Consider the following 20,090-nt stretch of genomic DNA (forward strand, 5'->3'; position numbering starts at 1 on the left):
CGACCCCGCCGATACCGTGGGCCCATGTCCGTCCTCGCCGCAGCAGCGTCCGCCGACCAGGGCGGGATCACCGGGTGGTTGCTCGACGTCGTCCAGACCCTGGGCCCGGTGGGCGTCGGGTTCGCGATCCTGCTGGAGACCGTCGTCCCGCCGATCCCCAGTGAGGCCGTCCTCGGCCTGGCCGGGGTGCTGATCAGCGAGGACACGAGCCTGCTCGTCCCGATGATCGTGGCCGCCACCCTCGGGTCCGTCGTCGGAGCTGCCGTGCTCTACCAGGTCGGCCGGTCGCTGGGCCCCCGTCGCTCGCACCTCTTCCTGGACCGGCTGCCGCTGGTCAAGACCGAGGACGTCGACCGCACCTTCGACTGGTTCGTGCGGCACGGCCGGTCCGCGGTGTTCTTCGGCCGGATGGTGCCGATCGTGCGCAGCTTCGTCTCGGTGCCCGCGGGCGTGGTGAAGATGCCGTGGCCGCAGTTCCTGCTCTACACCGCGGCCGGGTCGCTGATCTGGAACAGCCTGCTGATCGGGCTCGGGGTCGCCCTGGGCCCGGTGGTCAACGACTACCTGCACTACGTCGACTACCTGATCTACGTGGCCGTCGTCGGCGCCGTCGTCTGGTTCGTCTACCGGGCCGTCAAGGAGAAGCGCGAGCAGCGCCGCACCGGCCCGCCCGGCCGGCACTCCGCCGACCGGGTCGTCGAGCGGCACGGCGAGCGCGAGGACGTCGACACCCCGTGACCGGGCGGTCCCGGCCGCGGGTCGTGGCCTTCGACGTCAACGAGACGCTGCTGGACCTGACCCCCGTCCGGGACGCCCTGGGCGAGCGCGGCGTGCCCGGCGAGCTGTTCGGCACGGTCTTCTCCCGCACCCTGGGCACCGGGTTCGCCGCGGCGACCGCCGGCACCTGGTGCTCCTTCCGGGAGGCCTTCGACGCCGCGCTCACGCAGCTGACCGACCTCTCCGCCGCGGACCGGTCCGGCGTGGCCGACGCCTTCGGTGGGCTCTCCCCGCACCCCGACGTCGCCCCGGCGTTGCAGCTGCTGGCCGACGCCGGTGTCCGGGCCGTCACGCTGACCCACGGCGCACCCGGGGTCGCCGAGGCCGGCCTGGCCCGCGGCGGGGTGGACCACCTGGTCGAGCGGTCGCTGTCCTCGGAGGCGATCCGGGCCTGGAAGCCGGCCCGCGAGGTGTACCTGTGGGCCGCGGGGGTGTGCGACGTCGTCCCGGCGGACCTGGCGCTGGTCGCCGTCCACGCGTGGGACGTGCACGGCGCCCAGCAGGCCGGGCTGACCGGTGGCTGGGCCGCCCGGGCCGAGCGCCGGCACGCCGCGGTGTTCGGCGAGCCGCACGTGCGCGGCGCGGACCTCGTCGAGGTGGTCCGCGGCCTGCTGGCACTGCCCCCCACCGGGTGAGCGGACCTGCCGGGACCGGATGGCTGCACTAGCGTGACCGCGACGCTCACCGGCGCCTCGCCGGTGCCTCTCCGAGCACGATGCAGACCACGATGGGGGCCACCCGTGTCCGACCGCCCAGACGACCGCCGAGCCGACGACGACGCCGGCCGAGGCGCCGGGGACGACGTCGAGGCCCCCTCGCAGGACGCCCCGCGCCGCACCGACGGCGACCGGTGGCAGGCCTCGGTGGACAGCTGGTCCGGCAGCGGGACCGAGAGCCCCACCGAGTCCACCCGGGAGATCCGGCTCGACGGCTCCCCCGAGCCGGCACCGGCTGCCGCGGACTGGGCGCAGTCGGCGAGCTGGGAGCAGTCCAGCTGGCAGACCCCCGCCGCCGCCCCGGCGGCCGCGTCGTGGGAGCAGTCCGCCGCGCAGCCCACCAGGCCGGCCGACGAGCGCAGCTGGGAGCAGACCCAGCAGGACCAGATCGCCTCCTGGCAGCAGCCGCCGTCCTGGCAGCAGGACGCGCAGGCCGAGAGCGCGAGCACCCCGGCCCAGCCCGCGAGCCCGGCCCAGCCCGCGAGCCCGGCGCCCGCCGCGGAGAACGGCGCGGCCTCCTGGCGCCCGGCCGACCAGCCGCCGCCGGCCTGGGAGCCCAGCGGCGCCTGGCAGTCCCCCACCGCGACCCCGGGACAGCCGTCGGCCCCGCAGCAGCAGGCCCCGCAGCAGCAGGTTCCGCAGCAGCAGGCCCCTCAGCAGCAGGCGTGGGAGCCCCCGCCCGGCGCCCGTCCCTGGGAGCAGCAGGACGGTGCCCGGCACCAGCCCCCGGCCACCCCGCCCCAGGGCCAGCCGCAGGGACAGCAGGGCCCCTACGGCCAGCCCGCCCCGCAGGACCAGTCCGGCCAGCAGGGCCAGCAGTGGGGTCAGCAGCAGCCGTCCTCCGGCGGGTGGGGCAGCCAGGGCAGCACGTCCTCGGGCTGGCAGCCGCAGGGCCAGCAGTCGGCCGGCCCGCCGCCGTCCCTGACCTCCCAGTCGCTGCTGCGCCAGACCACCGAGACCCCGACCCGGGGCTGGCGCCGGTTCGTGCACAAGGCCAGCGGCGGCACCTACAACCCGGGGCTCTCCCCCGCCGAGGTCGAGCACCGGGCGCTGGTCGCCCGGGTGACCACGCCGGTGCGTGGCAGCAACCGGATCGCCGTCGTCAGCCTCAAGGGCGGCATCGGCAAGACCACCACCACCTGCTGCCTGGGCCTCACGCTGGCCCACCACCGCGGGGACCGGGTCGTCGCCGTCGACGCCAACCCCGACGCCGGCACCCTGGCCGAGCGGCTGACCAACGTCACCGACGTGACCGTCCGCGACCTGCTCGCCGCGGTCGAGGAGATCCGGTCGTTCACCGACGTCTCGGCGTTCACCTCGCTGGCCGGTCGCCTGCAGGTGCTCGCCTCCGACCAGGACCCGGCGCTGTCCGAGGCGTTCAGCGAGGAGGAGTACCGCACCGTCGCGGACATCCTGGCCCGCTACTTCAACATCATCCTCACCGACTCGGGCACCGGCCTGCTGCACTCGGCGATGTCCGGGACGCTGGCCATCGCCGACTCCCTCGTCGTCGTCGGCGCACCCTCCGTGGACGGCGCCAGCCGGGCCAGCAAGACCCTGGACTGGCTGATCGCGCACGGCCACGAGGAGCTCGTGTCCCGCTCGGTCGCCGTCATCTCCAGCGTCCGGCCCAACACCGGCGACGTCGACATGGGCATGGTCCGGGACCACTTCGCCGCCCGCTGCCGCGCCGTGGTCGAGATCCCCTACGACCAGCACCTGGTCACCGGCGGGCTCATCGACCTGGACCGGGTCGGCGCCCCCGCCCGGCAGGCGTTCCTGGAGCTGTCCGCGCACGTCGCCGACGGCTTCGCGATGCCCCCGCTGCAGCGCAAGCCCGTCGCCTGACCCCGGTGCAGCGGCTCGTCGACACCCCGCACGGTCTCGCGCGGGTCACCGTCGACGAGCCGGCCGGGGCCGTCGTCGGCACCCTGCTGCTGGGGCACGGCGCCGGCGGCGGCATCGAGGCCCCGGACCTGCTGGCCGCCACCGCGGCCGGCACGGACGCCGGGTGGCGGGTGCTGCGGGTCGAGCAGCCCTGGCGGGTCGCCGGCAAGCGGATCGCCCCCGCCCCGCCCCGGCTGGACGAGGGCTGGCTGGCGGTGCACGCCGGGGTCACCGACCTGCTGGCCGGCCCGGTCGTCCTCGGGGGCCGCAGCGCCGGTGCCCGGGTGGCCTGCCGGACCGCCGCCGCACTGGGCGCGGCCGGTGTGCTGTGCCTGGCGTTCCCGCTGCACCCGCCCGGCAGGCCGGAGAAGACCCGGATCGCCGAGCTGACCGGCGTCGTCGTCCCCGCGCTGGTGGTGCAGGGCCGCACCGACGCCTTCGGCGGGCCCGACGAGGTGACCGCCGCGCTGGCCGGTCACCCGGCGCTGGTGGCCCCCGTCCGCGGCGACCACGCGATGAAGGCCGACCCGGACGCCGTCCGCGCCGCCGTCGCCGACTGGCTGCCCACCCTCGGCTGAGCCGCCCTCACCCGAGCCGGACGCACCTGCCCCCCCGGACGCACGACCGCCCGGCACCTGACGGGCAGGTGCCGGGCGGTCGGGACGTGCAGGGCTCAGCGGCGGAAGCGGCGGACCACCAGTGCCACCAGGACCAGGGCACCGACGCCGATCGCGGCGGGCTTGGCGAACTGGGTGAACGCAGCACCGCCGGCGACCTCGAGCAGGTCGATCGGCTCGGGCTCGGACTGCACCGGGCGCGGGCGCGAGGCGGCCGGGCCGGAGGTGCCGGGCTTGTTCGGCGGGGCGGTGGTGCCCGACGGCGGCTTGCTGGGTGCCTTCGCGGCCGAGGATGCCTTGTCCGCGGCCTTGTCGGCGGCCTGGGCGGTGGCCGCCCCGGCGGTGCGGGCGGCCTCCGCGACCGGGTTGTCGGCGTCGGTCGAGGCGACCGACTCGGCCACCTCGCCCACGGCACCGGCAGCCGTCGCGGCGGCCTCGGCGACCGCGCCCTTGACGGTGGGCTCCTGCTTCTCGGCAGCGGCGGCCTGGTCCAGGGCGTGCTGCTCGTCGCTGGTGCCCAGCTGGGCGGCGAGCTTGTCGGCGAACTGGCCCAGCAGCTTGTTGCCCACGTCGGTCATCACGCCGCGGCCGAACTGGGCCGGGCGGCCGGTGATGTTGAGGTCGGTGAGCACGTTGACCCGGGTCGAGGTGCCCTCGTCCTGCAGCTGCGCGGTCACGACGGCGGCGGCCGTGCCGTTGCCGCGCTGGTCCTTGCCGCGGGCGTCGATGACGGCCTTGTGGGTGGCCTCGTCCTTCTCGATGAAGGAGGCCTTGCCCGCGTAGGTCAGGTTGATCGGGCCGAGCTTGACCTTGACCCGCCCGGTGAAGTCGTCACCGGTGACGGAGTCCAGGGCCGCGCCGGGCATGCAGGGCGCGATCCGCTCGATGTCCAGCAGCACCCGCCAGGCGTCGTCGATGGGCACGGGGACGATGAACGAGTTCTCCAACTGCACTGCTGGACCTCCAGGTGGGTGGCGGACAACGGCCGGCCCGCCCCTCTCGGGACGGGCCGGCCGGTGCACGAGGAACTGCTGTGGTGGGGCCTTGATCCGACGCTACAGCCCAGCGGCCGCGGTCACAGCTCGTCGGGTGAGCACCCGGGCGAGGTGCTGGCGGTAGTCGGCCTGGGCGTTCAGGTCGCTGCTGGGCTCGGTGCCCTCGGCGGCCTGGGCTGCGGCCGCGGTGACCGTCTCCAGGCTGACGTCGGCCCCCACGAGGGCCGCCTCGACCGCGCGGGCGCGGATCGGGGTGGACCCCATGTTGGTCAGTCCGATGCGGGCCTCGGTGATGCGCGAGCCCTCCCGGCGGACGGCCGCGGCGACGGCCACGATCGACCACGCCTGGGCCACCCGGTTGAACTTCTCGTACCGGACGCCCCAGTCGCTGCCCAGCTTGGGCACCCGGACCTCGACGAGGAGCTCACCGTCGGCCAGCGCGGTGGTCAGGTAGTCCACGAAGAACTCCGTGGCCGGCACCGTGCGCCGCGCGCCGCCGAGACCGGCGATGACGAACTCGGCGTCCAGGGCCAGCGCCACGGCCGGCAGGTCACCGGCCGGGTCGGCGTGCACCAGGGCGCCGCCGAAGGTCCCGCGGTGCCGGACGGCGGGGTCGGCCACGGTCTCGGTGGCCTCGGCGATCAGCTTCCCGTACTGCGCGATCAACGGGTCGGTGATCACGTCGTGGTGGGTGGTCATCGCACCGATGACCAGGCTGTCGCCGTCCTCGCGGACGCCGCGCAGCTCGGTCACCCGGGTGATGTCCACGACCGTCTCCGGTGCGGCCAGCCGCAGCCGCATGACCGGGATGAGCGACTGCCCACCGGCCAGGATCTTCACGTCCTCCCCGCCGGCGGCGATGGCCTGCAGGGCCTCGTCGACGGTGGTGGGGCGGGCGTAGGCGAACGACGCTGGGATCACTTGGCTGCCTCCTCGATGCCGGACTCGGTGGTGCGGGCGCCGCCGTAGGCGTTGCTGCCCTCGGCAGCGCGGGCCCCGCCGTCCCCGCCCTGGTGGATGGCCCGCCAGACCCGCTCGGGCGTCATCGGCATCAGGATGTCCTTCACGCCCAGGTGCCGGACGGCGTCCAGCGCGGCGTTGACCACGGCCGGGGTGCTGGCGATGCAGCCGGCCTCGCCGACGCCCTTGGCACCCAGCGGGTTGTCCGGGGCGGCGTGCGTGGTGTTGCCGGTGTCGAAGTGCGGCAGGTCCATCGCCGAGGGCACCAGGTAGTCCACGAACGTGCCGGTGGTCAGGTTGCCGTCGGCGTCGTAGATGGCCTCCTCGTACAGGGCCTGGCTGATGCCCTGGGCGAGCCCGCCGTGCATCTGCCCCTCGACGATGATCGGGTTGACGATGTTCCCGATGTCGTCGACGCAGGCGTACTTGCGGATCTTGACGAAGCCGGTGTCGGTGTCGACCTCCATCGCGCACAGGTGGGTGCCGTGCGGGAAGGAGAAGTTCGTCGGGTCGAACGCGGCCTCGGCGTCGATCGAGGGCTCGATGCCCTCCGGGTAGTCGTGCGAGGCGAAGATCGCCAGCGCGATCTCCTGGATGGCGAGCCCGGCGCCCGGCGTCCCCTTGACCGAGAAGCGACCACCGGAGAACTCCAGGTCGTCCTCGCTGGCCTCGAGCAGGTGCGCGGCGACCTTGCGGGCCTTGGCGACGACCTTCTCGGCGGCCTTGACCACCGCGGTGCCACCGACGACCAGCGAGCGCGAGCCGTAGGTGTCCAGGCCGCGGGCGCTGACGGCGGTGTCACCGTGCAGCACCTCGACGTCGTCGAAGGGCACGCCCAGCTCGTCGGCGACGATCTGGCTCCAGGCCGTCTCGTGGCCCTGGCCGTGCGGGGTGGAGCCGGTGACGACCTCGACCTTGCCGGTGGGCAGCATCCGGATGGAGGCCTGCTCCCAGCCGCCGGCGCCGAAGGACAGCGAGCCGAGCACCCGGGAGGGGGCCAGGCCGCACATCTCGGTGAACGTGGAGATGCCGATGCCCAGCTGGACCGGGTCGCCGGACTCGCGGCGGCGCGCCTGCTCGGCCCGCAGCTCGTCGTAGCCCAGCAGCTCGAGCGCGGCCTGGGTGGCCTGCTCGTAGTCACCGGAGTCGTAGGACAGCCCGGCCACCGTGGTGAACGGGAACTCCTCGGCGTTGATCCAGTTCTTGCGGCGCAGCTCCATCGGGTCCATGGACAGCTCGACGGCGAGCTCGTCCATGATCCGCTCGATCGCGAACGTCGCCTCGGGCCGGCCGGCGCCGCGGTAGGCGTCGGTGGGCACCTTGTTGGTGAAGACGCCGTCGCACTCGAAGCGGTAGGCCGGGAACTTGTAGATGCCCGGGAACATGAAGGCGCCCAGCGCCGGCACACCCGGGGTGATCAGGCGCAGGTAGGCGCCCATGTCGGCCAGCAGCCGGACCCGCAGGCCCTTGACGTTGCCCTCGCGGTCGGCGGCGACGTCGATGAACTGCACCTGGTCGCGCCCGTGGTGGGCGGTCATCAGGGACTCCGAGCGGGTCTCGGTCCACTTGATCGGCTTGCCCAGACGGCGCGCGATCAGCAGGGCCAGGATCTCCTCCGGGTTGACCTGCAGCTTGCCGCCGAAGCCGCCGCCCACGTCGGGGGCGATGACGCGCAGCTTGTGCTCGGGGATGCCGGTGGTCAGCGCCGCCATCACGCGCAGGATGTGCGGGATCTGGGTCGCCGACCACAGCGTGTAGTTGTCGCCGGTGACCCCGACGACGACCGAGCGCGGCTCCATGAACGCAGGGATGAGGCGCTGCTGGACGAAGCGGCGGGACACCACGACCTCGGCGGCGTCGAACGCGGCGTCGGTGTCGGTGCCCGTGCCGGCCTCGCCGGCGTCGAAGACGAAGTGGTAGCTGGTGTTGGACTCGGTGTGGTCGTGGACCAGCGCCGAGCCCTCCTTCACCGCCTCCTCCATGTCCAGCACGACCGGGAGGGGCTCGTAGTCGACGTCGATGGCCTCGACGGCGTCCACGGCGGCGGTGCGGCTGCGGGCCACCACGATCGCCACGGCCTCACCGACGTGGTTGACGCTGTCCACGGCGATCGAGGGGTGCCCCGGGTTGACCATGTCGGGGGTGACCGGCCACGCGCAGGGGATCGAGCCCTGCTCGTCCTTGAAGTCCTGGCCGGTGTAGACCGCGACCACGTTGGGCCGGTCCTTCGCCGCACTGACGTCCAGGTTGCTGATCGTCGCGTGCGCGATGGGGCTGCGCAGCACCGACATGTAGAGCATGCCGGGCTGGACCATGTTGTCGGTCCAGGTGGTCTTGCCGGTGATCAGCCGGGCGTCCTCCTTGCGGAGTCGCGCCGAACCGACCTCCTTGGCCGGGGCGTCCGGTGTCGCGGTGCTCGGGTCCTCGGTGAGGGTCATGCCTGCGCTCCCGTCGTCTCGACGGAGTGGGCGCCCGCCGAGCTCATCTCGCCGGCGGCCTGCTGGACCGCCTTGACGATGTTCTGGTAGCCGGTGCAGCGACAGAGGTTGCCCTCGATGCCCTCGCGGATCTCGTGCTCGCTGGGGTCCGGGTTGTTCTTGAGCAGGTCGATCGAGGCCATGATCATCCCGGGCGTGCAGTAGCCGCACTGCAGTCCGTGCTGCTCGTGGAAGGCCTTCTGCACCGGGTGCAGGGTGGCGCCGTCGGCGACGCCCTCGATGGTGGTGACCTCGCTGCCGTCGGCCTGCACGGCCAGGACGGTGCAGGACTTCACACTCTCGCCGTCCAGGTGCACGGTGCAGGCGCCGCAGTTGCTGGTGTCGCAGCCGACGACCGTGCCGACCTTGCCGAGCTGCTCTCGCAGGTAGTGGACCAGGAGGGTCCGGGGCTCGACGTCGTCCGAGTAGGACGCCCCGTCGACCCGCACGTTGATCTGCGTCATGTCCTCCGCCTCGTTGCAGGGTGCTGTGGCAGCGGTCACCCGCTCCGCCCTGGAGTGTGCCGACGCACACAGTCCTTAGGCCACGCTTACCTGTCAACGACGCGAGGACCACACCCGCACGGGCGTCGCTGCGACCCACTCTGGGCCGCAAGCACGGGCGATCCGGCCTCAGGCGTCCGCAGTCGCCCACGGGGGCAACGTTGCAGGCCGTTGCAGCTGACGGGCCTCCCGGCGCCGCAGCACCGCCGAGACGGCGAGCACCCCGAGCCCGACGACGGCCAGCGCCACGCCCACCGGCGACGTCGCGCGGTACCCCAGGCCCGCCGCGATCACCGACCCGCCGAGCAGCGCGCCCAGCGCGTTGGCCGCGTTCAGGGCCGAGTGCCCGGCCGCCGCGCCGATCAGCTCGGCGTCCCCGGCGACCTCCATCAGGCGCAGCTGCAGGGTCACCACGAGCACCGAGGTCACCACCGAGACCAGGCACGCGAGGACCAGCAGGGACACCGGGTGCAGGGCGGCGACGCCCATCAGGCCCAGCAGCAGACCGGTCGCCACCATCGCCCCGACCAGCGAGCGGAACAGCGCGACGTCGGCCAGCTTCCCGCCCAGCAGGGTGCCCAGCACGCCGCCGATGCCGAAGGCCAGCAGCACCACGGGCACGAAGCCCGCGCCGGCGCCGGTGACCTCGGTGGTGATCGGCGCGATGTAGGCGTAGAGCGCGAACACCCCGCCGAAGCCGAACACCGCGGCCCCGATGGTCAGCCAGACCTGGGGCAACCGCAGCGCGGCCAGCTCGGTGCGCACGGTGGCCTCCGGGGTCCCCGGCGTCCGCGGGACGACGGCGACGACGGCCACCGCGGTGAGGACGGCGACCACCGCGACCGCCACGAAGGCCGACCGCCAGCCCAGCTGCTGCCCCAGCCAGGTGGCGGCGGGGACGCCGGCGAGGTTGGCCGCGGCCAGCCCGAGCATCACCGCGCTCACCGCCCGGCCCTTGAGGCCCGGGGCCACCAGCGAGGCGGCGACCAGCGACGCGACGCCGAAGTACGCACCGTGCGGCAGCCCGGCCAGGAAGCGGGCGACCAGCAGCGTCCCCTGGCCGGGGGCGAGCACGGTGAGCACGGTGCCGGCCAGGAACGCGGCCAGCAGGCCCAGCAGCAGGGCCCGGCGGGGCAGCCGGGCGGCGGTGGTCGCGATGACCGGCGCCCCGACGACGACGCCGAGCGCGTAGGCCGACACCAGGTGGCCGGCGCTGGGGATGTCGACGTCGACACCGCGGGCGATCTCGGGCAGCAGGCCCATGGTGACGAACTCGCTGACCCCGATGCCGAAACCGCCCAGGCTCAACGCGCCGATCGCCAGCGCCACCTGCAGCCGGCCGAGCTCCCGCGGCGTCACGGGTCGGGTCGCCGTCGCGGCGGGCTCGGCGCTCAGGGGCTCGGTGCTCAGGGGCTCGGTGCTCAGGGGCGCGGTGCTCAGGGGCGCGGTGCTCAGGGGCGCGGCGCTCAGGGGCGCGGCGCTCAGGGGCGCGGCGCTCAGGGGCTCGGTGCTCACGGAGCAGGCCAAGGGCAGCGGGGCGCGGGCCATTCCGCCGGTCAGCCGGTCGGGCCGGTCAGCGGGAGGGACGCCGCAGCCGCAGCAGCTGGCCGGCGGCGGCCGCCCGCCGCGGGGAGCTCACCGGGAGGACGTCGAGCAGGCCCTGCCAGACGGCGGCGTCGTCGGCGGCCTCGGGCAGCCGGCTGTAGCGCAGCAGCAGCTCCGGGCGCTGGGAGCGCAGCACGGCCGAGCGCAGCGAGCCGGTGAGCCGGGCCCGCGCGGTGCGCACGCCGGGGGCCTCCGATCGGGGCAGCAGCGCCCCCGGGTAGCGCTCGAGCGCGGGGCCCACGGCGCCGCGGGCCAGCAGCCGGCGGACCTGGTCCAGGTCGGTGTCCAGCGCGCTGGTCAGCCGGTAGGGCCGGGAGCCCAGCAGCTCGGTGCCCTCTCCGAGCAGCCGGCGCAGCCGGGACAGCTCGGCGCGCACGGTGACCGCGGCGGCGTCCCCGGGGTGCACCTCGACGGCGAGCTGCTCGGCACTGCGGCCCTCACCGGCGACGGCGGCCTCGGCCAGCAGCAGGAGCAGCTCGGAGTGCCGCAACGACAGCTCGGTGCGTCCGGCCGGGGTGGTGAGCCGGGCGCGCTCGCGGCCCAGCACCTCCAGCAGCGGGCTGACCGGCCGGGCGGCCGGCGGCGGCGCGGACGAGCGGCCCAGCTGGTCGCGGTGCAGCCAGCGCAGCTCGGACTCCGCGGCGGCGACGGTGGCCCGGACGAGGGTGAGCACGTGCGGGCTGGCGACGTGGTCCCCGCCGGTGACGTCGATGGCGCCCAGCACCAGGCCGGTGACCGGGTCGTGCACCGGGGCCGCCGAGCAGCTCCAGTGCTGCACCGGGCGGCTGTAGTGCTCGCCGCCGTAGATCTGCACCGGGGTGTCCAGGGCCAGGGCGGTGCCCGGGGCGTTGGTGCCGGCGACGTCCTCGCCCCAGCGGGCGCCGGCCACGAAGTGCATCCGCTCGGCCTGGCCACGCAGCTGGGAGTCCCCCTCGACCCAGAGCATCCGGCCGGCCGCGTCGGTGACCGCGACGATCATCTTGTCGGCCTCCGCGTCGGCGACCAGCAGCCGGCGGATGACCGGCATGACCGCGGCCAGCGGGTGCGCCTCGCGGTAGGCCAGCAGCTCGTCGTCGAGCAGGTCGACCGGGGGCGGGGCACCGTCGGGGTCGACGCCGTTGCCCAGGCTGCGGCGCCAGGAGTCCCAGACCACCGAGCGCACCTGGTCCCGGCGGGGGGCGCCGCCCCGGGTGACCATCGCCTCGTGGGCGGCCCGCAGCCGGCGGGTGGCCACGGCGGTGGGCGCGCCGTCGGGCAGCGCGAACCAGGGGTTCAGCGTCGTCACGCGTCACCCTGCCCCGTCGTGCCCACCCAGTGGCTCATGTCACGCCCATCGTGACCGGTGCGACCCGATTCCGCCAGGAGTGCCGTCCCCGGTGGGGGGGGGAGGGGTCAGTCGCCGGTCTCCCAGGCCGGCAGCTGCCACGGCCGGACGACGGTGGCCAGCACGACCCCCGCGAGGGCGAAGGCAGCGACCACGACGGTGCCGATGGCGGCGCCGTCGTTGCCCAGCACCCCGACCAGCGGGGCGACGACGGCGCCGACGCCGAACTGGACGGCGCCGAGCATCGCGGCGGCGGTGCCGGCGGACTCCCCGTGCCGGCTCAGCGCGATGGCCGGGGCGTTGGGCAGGGCCAGGCCGCTGCCGGCGAGCACGACCCAGATCGGGATCGCGACGCCGAACAGGCCGCCGGTGCCGGTGGAGGCGAGCACCAGCAGGACGACGCCGGCGGCCCCGGCCAGGGCCAGGCCGCCGACCAGGATCGCCTGGGGCTGGAAGCGGCGCAGCAGCAGCGGGTTGAACTGGGTGGCCCCGATCAGCCAGATCGCACCGGCACCGAAGAGCAGCCCGAACTGCTGCTCGTCGAGCCCGAACTCGTCCTGGTAGACGAACGAGGCACCGGAGACGTAGCTGAACAACCCGGCCATGGTCAGCCCGGCGACGACGACGAGACCCACGAACACCCGGTCGCGGAACAGCCCGGCGTAGGCCCGGACGGTGACGCCGAGCCCGGCCGCGGCCCGTCGCTCGGGCGGCAGCGTCTCCGGCAGCGCGGCGCCGACGACGAGCACCAGCAGCAGGCCGTAGACGGCCAGCGCGACGAAGACGCCCCGCCAGGAGGTGTAGCGCAGCAGCTCCCCGCCCAGCGTGGGCGCGAGGACGGGCGCCGCGCCGATGACCAGGAACAGCCGGGACAGCAGCGTCGCCGCGGCCCGCCCGGTGTAGAGGTCGCGGACCACGGCCAGCGCGATCACCGCGCCGGCGGCGGTGCCCACGCCCTGCAGCACGCGCAGGGCCCCGAGGACGGCGATGTTCGGCGCGATGAGCACCAGCAGCGAGGCGACCACGTGCAGCGCGGTGCCGGCGATCAGCGGGCGCTTGCGGCCGAAGCGGTCCGAGAGCGGGCCGAGGACCAGCTGGCCCAGGGCGAGCCCGAGCAGGGTGCCGGTGAGGGTGAGCTGCACGGTGGCCGACGACGTCGCCAGGTCCTCGGCGATCGTCGGCAGCGCCGGCAGGTACATGTCGATGGTGAGCGGCCCCAGCGCGACGAAGGCGCCAAGGGTCAGGGCCAGCTTGGCCCGACCGGGCGGCGGCTTCGTGCCCGTGCGGGCGGTCTGCTGGGTGTCGGTGGCGGTGCTGATGGCGGTGCTCCTCGCGTCGTCGTCGTGCCGCCCCGGAGGAGGACACAGCAGACGCCAAGCCACCGGCGGACGGTCCTGTTCCCCGACCCGCCCGACGTCACCCGCTGTTCACGTCGGCGCTCAGCCGCGCGGCGGCCTCGCGGGCAGCAGCGCCCGGACGTCCCGGGCCCGCCAGGCCCCGCGCCAGAGGCCCACGCCGTAGGCCAGGTCCTCCAGCCGGCGGGCCGCGGCGAAGCGGAGCAGCCCGACCCGCTGCCGGTGCGGCCACCAGGCCCCGACGGCGTCCACGGTGGCGGCCAGCAGCACCAGCCGGCGGGCCCGGCGGCTGCCCAGCAGCGGGACGGCGAGCGGCCAGTGGTGCCGGGTGACCGAGCGGGCCAGCGTCCGGCCGGCCGCGAACGACCCGCGGACGACCAGCGTCGCGGCCAGCCCGGTCGGTGGCGGGTCCCCCAGCCGACGGGCCAGTCCCCGCGTGGCCACCGAGAGCACCCCGGCCGCGGCCAGCGCCCCCGCCCGGCCGCCGAGCAGCACCAGCGCCCAGGCCGCCGCCGACCACGGCGACATCACCACCGGGGCCACCGCCGAGCCGTGCCGCTGGGCCAGGAGTGCCGCACCGGTGCCGTAGAAGGCGCGGCGGCGCAGCCACTCCCCGGTCCGGGCGGGGTGCTCGTGGGCGACCCGGGCGGCCGGTTCGTAGCGGACCCGCCAGCCGGCGGCGGCCAGCCGCCAGACCAGGTCGACGTCCTCGGCGACCTGCATGGACTCGTCGAAACCGTCGCCGAGGGCCTCCCGGCGGGCCAGCAGGGCGGCACTGGGCACGTAGGACACCCCGGTCAGCGGGGCGACGGCGGCCGGGTGGTCCCCCATGTCCAGCGCGCTGACGGCGTCCTCGTAGCCGGTGACCCAGCCCGGCCGCTCCCCCGGCAGCGCCGAGATCCGCGGTGCCACGAGGGCCAGCCGGGGGTCGGCGAGGTGCGCGGCGAGCACCCCGAGCCAGCCCGGTCGCGGCACGCAGTCGGAGTCCAGGAAGGCGACGGCACCGGTCCGGGCCGCCCGCAGTCCGGCGTTCCGGGCGGCCGAGGGGCCCCGGCTGGTGTCGTGCCGGAGCACGTCGGCCCGGTGCCGGGCGCTGACCGCGGCGAGCCCGGCCGGGTCCGCGGACCCGTCGTCGACGACGGTGACGGGAAGGTCCGCGGTCTCCGGGTCGGCGCGCAGCGCGGCCAGCAGCCGGTCCAGCTCGGCGGCCCGGTCCTTGACCGGCACGACCACCGTGACGTCGGCGGGGACCACCGGCGTCGGCCGGGGGTGGGCCAGGCCGCTGTCCAGCAGCCGGGCGGCCAGGGTGCCCGTCGTCCGGTCCCGCACGGTGAGCCCGCCCTCGACCAGCAGCGCGCGGGCGCGCGGGGTGAGCCGCAGCAGCCGCAGCGGGGAGCCGCCGAGCAGGGTCCCGCCGTCGTCCCGGTGCCGGGTGCGGGGGTCCAGGACGACGGCGAACCCGTCGGGCAGCCGGGCGTCGGGCGCCGGCCTCACCGGGGCGGGAAGACCGGGACGTCGCACCTGTGGACGGAGTCGTCCACGGTGACGAGGACCAGCCCCTCGACGAGGGCCTGGGCGATGAGCATCCGGTCGGAGGGGTCCCGGTGGTGGGGCGGGAGGTGAGCCAGCACCGCTGCGTGTGCCGACGTGAGGGGCAGTTCCGTGAACGACTCGTCCGGGCTGGTCCCGAGCAGGTGGTCGACGACGTCGAGCTTGCCGAGAGCGGACTCGACCGCCAGCTCGGCGGTGGTGACCGCCGAGAAGAACACGTCGTCGGTCGAGTCGGCCAGTGCCCGCCGCACCGGGTCCGGGAGCAGTGACTCGTCCCCTCCGGCCCACCGGACCAGGACGTGGGTGTCGCGCAGGAACCTCACTCGCCGTACCAGTCCTTCTCGTCCTGCTCGGTGGACTCGTCGGAGTCCGGCGCCATCTGGATCTGGCCCTTCCAGCGTCCGGGGGCGCGGCTCGGGACGGCGTCCACGATCGGGGCCAGCCTCGCCACGGACCGCCCGTGCCGGGAGATGACGATCCCCTCACCCGCCTCGACCCGCTTGAGCAGCGCGGACAGCTGCGCCTCGGCGTCGTACACGCTGACGACCGTGGTCATGACGCCCAGGATGTCTGGTCGGAGTTGGTCAGACCAGTTCCTGCGCCGCCACCGCGGGCCGCCGGAGGGCCAGGGTGCCCAGGAACCCGACGAGCAGGGCGAGCAGCACCCCGAGGTTGGCGTAGGCCCAGTCCCCGGTGCGACCGCCCAGGCCCAGCGGACCCAGCAGGTAGCCCTGCCAGTCCAGCCAGCCGGCCATCGCGTTGGTGACCAGGCCCCAGCCCAGCAGCGTGCCGACGACCAGCAGCGCCAGCGGCACCGGCGGGACCGAGCCGTAGCGGCCCCGGGCGTCGTAGAGGTCGGCCTCGGCGTAGTCGCGGCGTCGCAGCGCGATGTCGGCCAGCACCACCCCGCACCAGGCGGCGACCGGGACGCCCAGGGTGATCAGGAAGCCCTGGAACTGCACGATGAAGTCGCCCTCGGCGACGAAGACCACCCAGACGGCGCCCAGCACCATCAGCACGCCGTCGACGCCGGCCGCGGCCGCGCGCGGGATGCGGACACCGGCGGCCAGCAGGGCCAGGCCGGAGGAGTAGATGTCCAGCAGCGCGCCACCGACCAGGCCGAGCACCGCCACGACGACGAAGGGCACCAGGAACCAGGTCGGCAGCAGCTCGCCCAGCGCGCCGATCGGGTCGGCGCCGATGGCGGCGGCGAGGTCGCTGTCCGAGGCGGCCAGCAGCAGGCCGGTGACGAGCAGGACCACCGGGGCCAGCGCGGAGCCGAACGTGGTCCAGCCGACGACGCCGCGGGTGGAGGCGGTGCGCGGCAGGTAGCGGCTGTAGTCGGCCGCGGCGTTGACCCAGCCGAAGCCGTAGCCGGTCATCACGAAGACCAGCGCGCCGACGACGAACGCCGTCGACCCGGCGGGCACCGCACCGACCGCGGCCCAGTCGACCTGCGGCAGCACGAGCACCAGGTAGACCACGGTCAGCACGCCGCTGACCACGGTGATCACCGTCTGCATCCGCAGGATCGTGTCGAAGCCCAGCACGCCGCCGACCACCACGAGCCCGGCGACGACCAGCAGCGCGACCACCGTCGTCGCCGTCCCGCCGCCCCAGCCGAGCTGGGTGAACACCGTCGCGGTGGCCAGGGTCGCCAGGCTGGTGAGCACCGTCTCCCAGCCGACGGTCAGCACCCAGGAGAGCACCGCCGGCACCCGGTTGCCGTGCACCCCGAACGCCGCCCGGGACAGCACCAGGGTGGGCGCGGAGCCGCGCTTGCCGGCGATCGCGATGAACCCGCACAGCGCGAAGCTGACGACGATCCCGACCAGCCCGGCCAGCGTGGCCTGCCAGAACGAGATGCCGAAGCCGAGCACGAACGAGCCGTAGGACAACCCCAGCACGCTGACGTTGGCCCCGAACCAGGGCCAGAACAGCTGCCTGGGGGTGCCCCGCCGTTCGTCCTGGGCGATCACGTTGATGCCGTTGGTCTCCACCGCCACGGCGGGACCCTACGTCCGCCGCGGTGCCGCGCTCAGCCCAGCAGCCGCCCGGCCGGGTCGACCCGCCAGGTGCGGACGGCGCCGACCAGCCGGTCGACCATCCCGGCGAGCAGGACGGCGCCCTCCCCGGCGGAGGCCCCGGTCGGGTCACCCAGCACGCCGTTCGGACTGACCCCGGCCACGCCCTCGGCCCGCAGCCGGGGCAGCAGCGCACCGATCGGCGTCGTCTCCCCGGGCTCGGCGAGGTCCTCCCGCACGGCGCGCGGTTCCACGTGCAACAGCAGCGAGGTCTCGGTCCGGCCCGCGTGCGCGTCGCCGCCGGGGACGCCGCAGGGGAACCACGCGACGTCCCGGCCCTCCTGGCGGAGCAGCGGGACGGCGCTGCGCAGCGCCTCCAGGTTGCCGCCGTGGCCGTTGACCACCAGCAGCCGTCCGGCCCACCGCCCGGCGGAGCGGCCGTACTCGACCAGCAGCCCGGTCAGCGCCTCGGTGCCCAGGGAGATCGTGCCGGGGAACCCCTCGTGCTCACCGCTGGCGCCGTAGGCCAGGGCGGGGGCGAGCAGCAGGTCGCCCAGCTCGTCGACGGCGGCCTCGGCCACGGCGCAGGCCACGGTGGTGTCGGTGCCCAGCGGCAGGTGCGGACCGTGCTGCTCCACCGACCCCAGCGGCACGACGACGGTGGGCAGTGGCGGCAGCTCGGGCGAGCGGGCGGTGCGCAGGACGCTCACAGCTCCCCCGCCACCCGGTCGGCCTCCACGCTCGCCGCGACCGCGGTCCGGGGCGCCAGCACGTCACCGACCCGGTGCACCTCCAGGCCACTGGCGGCCAGCTGCGCCCACAGCGCGTCGTCGGGGGTCGGGGGGACGGCGGTCACGACCCAGTCCACCACCCGGGTCTCCTCGACCCCGGTCAGGTGGTGCAGCAGCCGGACGACCCGGCGTCCGTCGCTGCGGGCGTGCACACCCAGGACGACCCGCTCCACGGTCTGCGCGATGCCCGCGACGGCCGCCCGCCGGTGCCAGAGCTCCCGGTCCAGCGTGGGCCCCAGGTCCTGCGCGGACACCAGCGCCCCGGTGACCACCTCGACGGTGCACCCCGCCGCAGCCAGCGCCTCCGCGGTGGAGGGGGCGTGCGGACCGCCCAGCTCGTCGACCACCAGCACCGACCCGGAGGGTGTGACGGACCGGTCCAGCACCGCGCGGACGTCGGCCACCCGGGCGTCGTCCCCAGCCCAGTCGGGTCGCGCCGGGCGGGCGCCGGTGGCCAGCACGACGACGTCGGCGTCGGTGGGGACGCCGTCCACCCGGCAGCCGGTGCGCACGGTCACCCCGGCCCGGTCGCAGTCGGCCACGGCCGCCGTCACCAGGCCCCACAGCTCGCCCCGGCCCGGCGCCCGGACGGCGTCGCGCAGCTGGCCGCCCACCTCGTCGGCGGCCTCCAACAGGCACACCCGGTGGCCCCGGCGGGCGGCCGCCGCAGCGGTGCGGAGCCCGGCCAGCCCGGCGCCGACGACGACCACCGACCGCGGCCGGGTCGGGAACGGCAGCGGGACGGACTCCCGGCCGGTGCGCGGGTCCTGCAGGCACCCCAGCCAGCGGTTGGCGCCGACCCGGGCGGCGCACTCGCCGTTGCAGCCCACGCACGGCCGGACCGGCTCCCCGCGCCGCGCCTTCGCGACGAAGTCCGGGTCGGCGACCTGGCCACGGACCACCCCGACCAGGTCGCAGTCCCCGCGCTCCAACGCCGCCTCGGCCTGCTCCGGGGTGGTGACCCGGCCGACCCCGACCACCGGCAGGTCGACGGCGGCCCGGATCCTCGCCGCCAGCGGCAGCGCGTAGCCCGCCGGCGTCGCCATCGAGGGCTCGACCAGGTAGAGCGACTCGGTGGCGACGCCGACGGTGGTGGACAGCCAGTCGACGTCGCCGGTGGCCGCGAGCAGCCCGGCGACCGCCACGGCGTCCTCCGTCGTCGTCCCGCCGGGCTCGGCGGCGGCCAGCCGGACGCCGAGCAGCCGGTCCGGCCCCAGCACCCCGCGGACCGCGGCGACGACGTCGAGCAGCAGCCGGGCCCGCTGCTCGACCGGGCCGCCCCACCGGTCGGTGCGCCGGTTGGCCGCCGGGGACAGGAACGCCCGCAGCAGCGAGGACTGGCTGGCCTGCAGCTCCACGCCGTCCATCCCGCCGGCGACGACGTGCCCGGCGACCAGCTCGAACCCGGCGACGACGGCAGCCAGGTCGGCGTCCGTGGCCTCCCGGGGCACCTCGCGGAACAGCGCGTCGGCGACCGGGGAGGGCGCCAGCAGCGGCACCCGGGACAGCAGCGAGCTGCCCTGCCCGCCGTTGTGGCCGAGCTGGGCGACCACCAGCCCGCCGTGCCCGTGCACGGCGTCGGCGATCGCGCGGCAGCCGGCCACCACGGCCGGGTCGGTGCCGTCGACGACCTTCTCGTAGGGCCGGTCGTCGGCCGACACCGACAGCTCCTCGGTGACCACCAGCGCGGCCCCGCCGGCGGCGCGGGCGGCGTAGTAGGCGGTGTGCGCCGGCGTCAGCCGCCGGTCCACCGCCTGGTTGGTCAGGTGCGCGCAGAAGACCACCCGGCCGGCCAGCACGTGCCCGCGCAGCCGGAGCGGCTCGAACAGGCGCGGGAACGGCACACCGTGACTCTGCCGTACCGCCGCACCCACCTGCGCCAGCCCGGTTGCCACCCCTCCCGCCGGGGCACACCCCGCCCATGACTGACGACTCCACCCGCAAGGTCTCCGGCCTGCTGTCCGACCAGCGCCTGGGCATGCTCACCACCACCGACCGCGACGGCACCCTCATCAGCCGGCCGATGGCCCTGCAGGAGGTCGAGTTCGACGGCGACCTGTGGTTCTTCGCCGCCCGGGACTCCCGCAAGGTCGCCCACATCACCGCGAACCCGCACGTCAACGTGGCCGTCGGCTCCGGCAGCACGTGGATCTCGCTCACCGGCACCGCCGCCGTCGTCACCGACGACGCGAAGAAGAAGGAGCTGTGGAACTCCGGCGTCGCCGCGTGGTTCCCCGACGGCCCCGACGACGACGAGATCGTGCTCATCAAGGTCGACGGCGACTCCGCCGAGTACTGGGACACCCCCGGCGGCCGCGTCTCGACGCTGCTGAGCTTCGCCAAGGCCAAGGTCACCGGCGAGGCGTACTCCGGCGGGGAGAACGAGAAGGTCGACCTGCCCTGACCTCGCAGCGGCTGCACAGCGGGTCCTTCTGCTGCTCCCGCCGCCCGCCGCCCCGCCTGGACGTCCTGCTGGACACCTCCGGCGAGGACGACGTCGACCTGGGC

Annotated in this window: 18 protein-coding genes and 1 pseudogene; 6 read left to right on the top strand and 13 right to left on the bottom strand. The window is 75.4% G+C overall.

All coding sequences use genetic code 11. The features are described 5' to 3' along the window. Positions 1 to 24 precede the first annotated feature (24 nt). The 4 genes from AC0IVP_RS15155 (at position 25) to AC0IVP_RS15170 (ending at position 3,958) form a co-directional block, all read left to right on the top strand. A complete protein-coding gene (locus tag AC0IVP_RS15155; protein WP_082556903.1) occupies positions 25 to 738 on the top strand; it encodes a DedA family protein in 714 nt (237 codons plus the stop codon). Continuing rightward, positions 735 to 1,412 (top strand): HAD-IA family hydrolase, encoded by a 678-nt coding sequence (locus AC0IVP_RS15160; protein ID WP_471757576.1) that lies wholly within the window; start codon positions 735 to 737, stop codon positions 1,410 to 1,412. The genes AC0IVP_RS15155 and AC0IVP_RS15160 overlap by 4 nt, the downstream gene beginning before the upstream one ends. Positions 1,413 to 1,517: 105 nt before the next feature. Further along, positions 1,518 to 3,341, top strand: a complete 1,824-nt coding sequence (locus AC0IVP_RS15165) for a MinD/ParA family ATP-binding protein (RefSeq protein WP_471757578.1) — start codon at positions 1,518 to 1,520, stop codon at positions 3,339 to 3,341. A 5-nt stretch (positions 3,342 to 3,346) separates the two neighbouring features. Next, entirely contained in the window at positions 3,347 to 3,958 is a 612-nt protein-coding gene (locus tag AC0IVP_RS15170) for an alpha/beta hydrolase family protein (protein ID WP_471757580.1), read from the top strand. Positions 3,959 to 4,053: 95 nt separating this feature from the next. On the opposite strand, the gene AC0IVP_RS15175 is transcribed toward AC0IVP_RS15170, so the two are convergent. From AC0IVP_RS15175 to AC0IVP_RS15195, 5 genes are all read right to left on the bottom strand, one after another. Then, the gene (locus tag AC0IVP_RS15175) at positions 4,054 to 4,950 is read right to left on the bottom strand and encodes an SRPBCC family protein (RefSeq protein WP_056295429.1); all 897 of its coding nucleotides are present in this window, start codon (positions 4,948 to 4,950) and stop codon (positions 4,054 to 4,056) included. Positions 4,951 to 5,052: 102 nt separating this feature from the next. Beyond that, on the bottom strand, positions 5,053 to 5,913 hold the full coding sequence (locus tag AC0IVP_RS15180; RefSeq protein ID WP_056295431.1) for an FAD binding domain-containing protein: 861 nt from the start codon (positions 5,911 to 5,913) through the stop codon (positions 5,053 to 5,055). Further along, a complete protein-coding gene (locus tag AC0IVP_RS15185; RefSeq protein ID WP_471757582.1) occupies positions 5,910 to 8,390 on the bottom strand; it encodes a xanthine dehydrogenase family protein molybdopterin-binding subunit in 2,481 nt (826 codons plus the stop codon). The genes AC0IVP_RS15180 and AC0IVP_RS15185 overlap by 4 nt, the downstream gene beginning before the upstream one ends. Next, a complete protein-coding gene (locus tag AC0IVP_RS15190) occupies positions 8,387 to 8,893 on the bottom strand; it encodes a (2Fe-2S)-binding protein (RefSeq protein WP_056295440.1) in 507 nt (168 codons plus the stop codon). Before AC0IVP_RS15190 ends, AC0IVP_RS15185 begins: the two co-directional genes overlap by 4 nt. A gap of 168 nt (positions 8,894 to 9,061) precedes the next feature. Beyond that, positions 9,062 to 10,291: an MFS transporter gene (locus tag AC0IVP_RS15195; RefSeq protein WP_471757584.1), complete on the bottom strand. Its 1,230-nt coding sequence runs from the start codon at positions 10,289 to 10,291 to the stop codon at positions 9,062 to 9,064. Between AC0IVP_RS15195 and AC0IVP_RS15200 the strand changes: the two are divergent. Beyond that, positions 10,218 to 10,382, top strand: a pseudogene (locus AC0IVP_RS15200) (hypothetical protein); the annotation flags it as partial. The gene AC0IVP_RS15195 and the pseudogene AC0IVP_RS15200 overlap by 74 nt on opposite strands. A gap of 123 nt (positions 10,383 to 10,505) precedes the next feature. On the opposite strand, the gene AC0IVP_RS15205 reads toward AC0IVP_RS15200, so the two are convergent. The 8 genes from AC0IVP_RS15205 to AC0IVP_RS15240 form a co-directional block, all read right to left on the bottom strand. Further along, on the bottom strand, positions 10,506 to 11,822 hold the full coding sequence (locus AC0IVP_RS15205; RefSeq protein ID WP_056295444.1) for a sigma-54-dependent transcriptional regulator family protein: 1,317 nt from the start codon (positions 11,820 to 11,822) through the stop codon (positions 10,506 to 10,508). A gap of 107 nt (positions 11,823 to 11,929) precedes the next feature. Then, complete coding sequence (locus tag AC0IVP_RS15210; protein ID WP_235564778.1) at positions 11,930 to 13,243, bottom strand: multidrug effflux MFS transporter; 1,314 nt, start codon at positions 13,241 to 13,243, stop codon at positions 11,930 to 11,932. A 57-nt stretch (positions 13,244 to 13,300) separates the two neighbouring features. Beyond that, on the bottom strand, positions 13,301 to 14,710 hold the full coding sequence (gene mftF, locus AC0IVP_RS15215; RefSeq protein WP_471757586.1) for a mycofactocin biosynthesis glycosyltransferase MftF: 1,410 nt from the start codon (positions 14,708 to 14,710) through the stop codon (positions 13,301 to 13,303). Continuing rightward, positions 14,707 to 15,090, bottom strand: coding sequence for a type II toxin-antitoxin system VapC family toxin (locus tag AC0IVP_RS15220; protein WP_471757588.1), 384 nt, complete (start codon positions 15,088 to 15,090; stop codon positions 14,707 to 14,709). Before AC0IVP_RS15220 ends, mftF begins: the two co-directional genes overlap by 4 nt. Next, entirely contained in the window at positions 15,087 to 15,323 is a 237-nt protein-coding gene (locus AC0IVP_RS15225; RefSeq protein WP_471757590.1) for a type II toxin-antitoxin system Phd/YefM family antitoxin, read from the bottom strand. Before AC0IVP_RS15225 ends, AC0IVP_RS15220 begins: the two co-directional genes overlap by 4 nt. 28 nt (positions 15,324 to 15,351) lie before the next feature. Then, positions 15,352 to 16,773: a purine-cytosine permease family protein gene (locus AC0IVP_RS15230; RefSeq protein ID WP_471757592.1), complete on the bottom strand. Its 1,422-nt coding sequence runs from the start codon at positions 16,771 to 16,773 to the stop codon at positions 15,352 to 15,354. A 32-nt stretch (positions 16,774 to 16,805) separates the two neighbouring features. Continuing rightward, positions 16,806 to 17,501 carry a mycofactocin biosynthesis peptidyl-dipeptidase MftE gene (mftE, locus tag AC0IVP_RS15235; protein WP_471757594.1) on the bottom strand — a complete coding sequence of 232 codons (696 nt, stop codon included), beginning with the start codon at positions 17,499 to 17,501 and terminating at the stop codon, positions 16,806 to 16,808. Next, on the bottom strand, positions 17,498 to 19,426 hold the full coding sequence (locus AC0IVP_RS15240) for an oxidoreductase (protein WP_471757596.1): 1,929 nt from the start codon (positions 19,424 to 19,426) through the stop codon (positions 17,498 to 17,500). The genes mftE and AC0IVP_RS15240 overlap by 4 nt, the downstream gene beginning before the upstream one ends. Before the next feature lie 77 nt (positions 19,427 to 19,503). Here AC0IVP_RS15240 and AC0IVP_RS15245 point away from each other — a divergent pair, with 77 nt between their 5' ends. After that, a complete protein-coding gene (locus tag AC0IVP_RS15245) occupies positions 19,504 to 19,986 on the top strand; it encodes a pyridoxamine 5'-phosphate oxidase family protein (RefSeq protein ID WP_056295462.1) in 483 nt (160 codons plus the stop codon). Positions 19,987 to 20,090 lie beyond the last annotated feature (104 nt).

Source organism: Klenkia sp. AC732, from assembly GCF_979256525.1.

Bases quoted from the DNA above. Each gene is read 5' to 3' on its own strand.
- AC0IVP_RS15245 (WP_056295462.1), top strand. From the start codon at position 19,504: ATGACTGACGACTCCACCCGCAAGGTCTCCGGCCTGCTGTCCGACCAG.
- AC0IVP_RS15155 (WP_082556903.1), top strand. From the start codon at position 25: ATGTCCGTCCTCGCCGCAGCAGCGTCCGCCGACCAGGGCGGGATCACC.
- AC0IVP_RS15225 (WP_471757590.1), bottom strand. From the start codon at position 15,323: ATGACCACGGTCGTCAGCGTGTACGACGCCGAGGCGCAGCTGTCCGCG.
- AC0IVP_RS15185 (WP_471757582.1), bottom strand. From the start codon at position 8,390: ATGACCCTCACCGAGGACCCGAGCACCGCGACACCGGACGCCCCGGCC.
- AC0IVP_RS15190 (WP_056295440.1), bottom strand. From the start codon at position 8,893: ATGACGCAGATCAACGTGCGGGTCGACGGGGCGTCCTACTCGGACGAC.